This is a genomic window from Wenzhouxiangella sp. XN79A (genome assembly GCF_012272825.1).
In the GTDB taxonomy this organism is placed as follows: Bacteria; Pseudomonadota; Gammaproteobacteria; order Xanthomonadales; family Wenzhouxiangellaceae.
Map to the genome: position 1 here is coordinate 1 of NZ_JAAWWS010000171.1, position 4,921 is coordinate 4,921.

The following is a 4,921-nucleotide window of genomic DNA, read 5'->3' on the forward strand; positions in this document are numbered from 1 at the left end:
CCTGTTGGAGGGAGCTTGCTCGCGAACTGCCCTGACCACCCTTCGCCCGCAAGCGGCCTCCAACAGGCCTTCGATCCGGCGCTGCGCTCAGTTCGACTGTTGGAGGGAGCTTGCTCGCGAACCGGTCGGGTCACCCTTCGCCCGCAAGCGGCCTCCAACAGGGCTTCGGTCGGGCGCCGGCGATGAATTCGCCTGTTGGAGGGAGCTTGCTCGCGAACCGGCCGGGCCACCCTTCGCCCGCAAGCGGCCTCCGACAGGCCTTCGATCCGGCGCTGGCGCTGATTTTCCTGTTTGAGGGAGCTTGCCCGCGAACCGGCCGGGCCACCCTTCGCCCGCAAGCGGCCTCCAACAGGCCTTCGATCCGGCGCCGGCGATGAATTCGCCTGTTGGAGGGAGCTTGCTCGCGAACCGGCCGGGCCGCCCTTCGCCCGCAAGCGGCCTCCAACAGGCCTTCGATCCGGCGCCGGCGATGAATTCGCCTGTTGGAGGGAGCTTGCTCGCGAACCGGCCGGGCCGCCCTTCGCCCGCAAGCGGCCTCCAACAGGGCTTCGGTCGGGCGCCGGCGCTGATTTTCCTGTTGGAGGGAGCTTGCTCGCGAACCGGTCGGGCCACCCTTCGCCCGGCGGAGCCGGCCTCCCACAGGCCCTCCGATCCGTCGCCGGCGATGGATTCGACTGTGGGAGGACGGATTGCCGCGCGAACCGGTCGGGCCGCCCTTCGCCCGGCACAGCCGGCCTCCCACAGGCCTTCGGTCGGTGCGGGAGTCAGTCGGCGGCCAGCAGGTCGCGGATGGTGTCTTCGTCGATCGGGGGCTGGTCCTGTTCGCGGCCCTTGCCGACGACGCTCCGGGCCAGTTCATACTTGCGTTTCTGCAGGGCCAGGATCTTTTCTTCGACGGTGCCCTGGGTGAGCAATTTGTAGACGAAGACGGGCTTGTCCTGGCCGATGCGGTGGGCGCGGTCGGTGGCCTGGTGTTCGACGGCGGGGTTCCACCACGGGTCGTAGTGGATGACGGTGTCGGCTTCGACCAGGTTCAGGCCCACGCCGCCGGCTTTCAGGCTGATCAGGAACAGGTCGACTTCGCCGCTGCGGAACCGCTGGATGGCCTCATCGCGCTTGCGGGTCTGGCCGGTGAGCTTGGTGAAGTCGATCTGGCGTCGGTCCAGCTCGGCCTCGATCAGCCCCAGCATGGTGGTGAACTGCGAGAACAGCAGGATGCGGCGGCCTTCTTCGAGCAGTTCGGGCAGCAGGTCGAAGAGCAGTTCGAACTTGGCCGAGGGCGCGTCGCCGCCGGGCGTGCCCTTGGGCAGCAGGCGCGGGTCGCAGCACACCTGGCGCAGTTTCAACAAGGCATCCAGCACCAGGATGTGGCTGCGCGACAGGCCCTTGGCGGCAATGGCCTTGCGCACTTTCTTTTCCATGGTCAGGCGGACGCTTTCGTACAGGCGGGCCTGGCGCGGGTCGAACTCGGTCATCCGCAGCAGTTCGGTCTTGGGCGGCAGTTCGGCGGCGACGCGGTCCTTGGTCCGGCGCAGCAGGAAGGGCGCGATGCGGCGTTGGAGCAGTTCGAGCCGCGCGCTGTCCTTGTGCTTTTCGATCGGCGTGCGGTAGCTGCGGCTGAAGCTCTTCTGGTCGCCGAGGAAGCCGGGCATCAGCAGGTCGAACTGGGCCCACAGCTCGCCCAGGTGGTTCTCCATCGGCGTGCCGGTCAGGCAGAGCCGGTGGCGGGCGTCGAGCTTGCGCGCGACCTGTGCGGCCTGGGCGCGCGGGTTCTTCAGTTGCTGGGCCTCGTCCAGCACCAGCAGGTGCCAGGGTTGCTTCAGCAGCACCTCGCGGTCGCGCGGCAGCAGCGGGTAGGTGGTCAGCACCAGGTCGTGGTCGGCCAGGGTGTCGAAGTGCCGGGCGCGATCCGGGCCGTGCAGCACCAGCACCTTCAGGCCGGGGGTGAAGTGGGCGGCTTCGCGTTGCCAGTTGCCCATCAGGCTGGTCGGCGCCACGATCAGGCTGGGGTGTTGCATCCGGCCGGCCCGTTTCTCGACGGCCAGGTGGGCCAGGGTCTGGACGGTCTTGCCCAGGCCCATGTCGTCGGCGAGGATGCCGCCGAAACCGTGCTCGCGTAGAAACTGCAGCCAGTCGACGCCGTGCTGCTGATAATTGCGCAGTTCGCCCTTGAAGGTGGTCGGCAGCGCGGTGCGTTCCAGGCCGGAGAAGTCGGCCAGCTTGTGCGCCAGCTTCTTCAGGCTGGTGGCACCGCGCACGGGAATGGCGTCGAGGTCCAGCAGGCGACCGGCGTCGGGCCGGGCCAGCTGCAGGGCGCCGTTTTCGAGGCGGTCGAACAGCCCGACGATGGTCTGCAGCACCGGCTCGATCTGACTGGCCGGCACGCTGACGAAGCGGCCCCGGCCGGTATCCAGGTACAGCGTGTCGGGCAGGTCGCCGGGCCGGTAGTGCTCGAGCAGCGGGCCGATCAGCGGCAGCAGGGGGGTCTTGCGGCCGTCGATGTCCAGGTCGAAACGCAGGCTGAACCAGTCGTGGCGGCGGTCCTCGACTTCGCCGTCGATGCCGTCGGAGGCCTCGATGCTCAGGTCGACGGCATCGGAGGACTCGATCTGCCAGCCGGCTTCGCGCAGCCGGGGTGCGCGGAACTGCAGCCAGTGCAGCCAGGCATCACGCAGTGCCGTGCCCTCGAGCTCGCCGCCCATCCGGAAGCGCCGCTCGTCGATCGCCTCCAGGCCGGTGGCCAGCAGGGACTCGTGCAGCTTCCGCTCGGCGCGCCGGTCGCGCTTCAGCCGGAGCAGGCCGCGGTCGGACTCGATGACGAGATCGGCGTCGGTCGGGTCGGGCGAGACCACCTGGTCGTCGTACAGGAGCGCGAGCGCGGCGCGCGCCATGGCCGGGCGGGCCGGGTTGAACTCCACGCGCAGGGCGCCGCGCGGGGCGGTTTCGATGTCTTCGACCTGGACCTTGACCGGGGTCGGTAGTCCGGGAAACGCCTGCATCAGGCGCATGCTCAGGCGCTGCGCATCGGCGGCCGGCACGTCGGGGGCGTCGAGCAGCCATTGCAGCTGGCGGGGGTTCAGCGCGTGCGGCAGGTCGACTTCGCCAACGAGACGGAGGTTCGGATCGATGTAGCAGGGCGGATGGACCGGGACCAGTTCGCCGCCGCCGTCGATCTCGGCCTTCAGCCGGTAGCCGGCCCGGTCGTCGCCGGTCCAGGCGATGTGCAGGCAGCGCGCCTCACCGCTGCGGAGCGGTTCGAGGCGTTCTTCGCCCCAGAACGCGCGGCCCGTGTCGACCATGTTCATCAGCGCCGTATGGCCGGTTGTGCCTTCGGGGATCGGAGTCCGGAGAAGGTGTGCCTGGTGGGCCGAGCGGAGCATGGCCAGGATGCCTTCGTCCAGGTCGGTCAGATAGCCGGGCCGATGCCACCAGTGGTTCATCGCCGAAGGAGACAGCGGCCGGCCCTTGGCCCAGGACCCGTCCTTGCGCCGGCGGGCGATGCGCAGCTCCAGCGCGACCTGGCCCTCGTCCACCGCTCGGCGGCTGCGGTCGAACAGATACAGCACGGCTTCGCGGTTCGGGGCGGCGTCCGCTTTGGCTTCAGGCGTCGGCTGCGCCGACAGCCAGTCGTCGATCGGGTTGTGCACGTCGGCCGCGCGCGGCGTCAGCGCCTGCCAGGTCAGCACCAGCGCCACCACGTGTTTGCAGTTGGCGCCGACCGGGCAGGTGCACTGGCCGTGCAGCCCGTGGCCGTTGCCCTCGCGCCGGATCCGGACAATCTGTCGATACGGCTGCGGCGCCGATCCCCGACAGAACCCGACCAACTCCAGCGTGTCGTCGTCGAGGTCGTCGACATCCACCACCTGCGCCATGCCGTTGCGGAAGTACTTTCTGCCTCGAGACCAGGCACCGGTGTCGGTGACCCGCGACAGCCAGCTGAAGGGGAGCGATTCGGGGCGGATCATGTCATCAGCGCTGCGGACGAGGTAACCGGGAATCGTAGCGCAGCGGGTGCATGGCGCGCGTCGGTTTTACGGATGTTTCCGAGCGGGTCCCGGGCCTTCGACAAGACACCCAGCCCCGCACCGAGCGGCTCCATCGCCAGCTCGCGGGATTGCGAAGCCGTGATGCCATCAAGTTCGGGGCGACAGCGAAGTGGGGTTGCCAGCCCAGTGCGGCCGGACGGAGCGGTGCGCGGCGAAGGGGATGGTCCCGAGTCCCTCGGGTGGGCGGTTCGTTCCTCTGCCCGGGTTCGAAGGGCGCTCGTCACGAGGTTCCGGCTTCGCCTACTCGGCGCCCCGGAACGACGGAAGAAAAAGGCGCCCCGGAACGACGGGGGATGGTCGAAGCGCCGCCTCTCGACGTCTCGTCATCCCGGGGCCGGCGCCTCTCTGCTTCTCGTCATCCCTGGGCTGGCGCCTTTCTACGTCTCGTCATCCCGAGGCCGGCTCCTCTCTACGTCTCGTCATCCCTGGGCTGGCGCCCTTCTACGTCTCGTCATCCCGAGGCCGGCTCCTCTCCAAATCTCGTCATCCCGGGGCCGGCGCCTCTCTACTTCTCGTCATCCCGGGGCCGGCGCCTCTCTACTTCTCGTCATCCCGGGGCCGGCGAAGCCGGAACCCGGGATCTCGTGACGAAAATTGCCGTTCGAACCGTGGCGCCAGCATCACGAGATCCCGGGTTCGCCTTCGACGCCCCGGGATGACGGAGGAGTGGAGGAGATCCCGGGTTCGCCTTCGGCGCCCCGGGACGACGGAGGAGTAGAACAGGTCCCGGGTTCGCCTTCGGCGCCCCGGAACCTGCCGATGCCGGCGCTTCGGTTCGACGGGCGATTTCGTCACGAGGTCCCGGGTTCGCCTTCGGCGCCCCGGGACGACGGAGGTGTGGAACAGGTCCCGGGTTCGCCTTCGGCGCCCCGGGA

Annotated in this window: 1 protein-coding gene; it reads right to left on the bottom strand. The window is 69.2% G+C overall.

All coding sequences use genetic code 11. The features are described 5' to 3' along the window. Window positions 1-764: 764 nt before the first annotated feature. Entirely contained in the window at window positions 765-3,965 is a 3,201-nt protein-coding gene (locus HFP89_RS15670; RefSeq protein ID WP_168718623.1) for a DEAD/DEAH box helicase, read from the bottom strand. Window positions 3,966-4,921 lie beyond the last annotated feature (956 nt).

Excerpts from the sequence above, each read along its gene's own strand:
- HFP89_RS15670 (WP_168718623.1), bottom strand. The coding sequence starts at position 3,965 with ATGATCCGCCCCGAATCGCTCCCCTTCAGCTGGCTGTCGCGGGTCACC.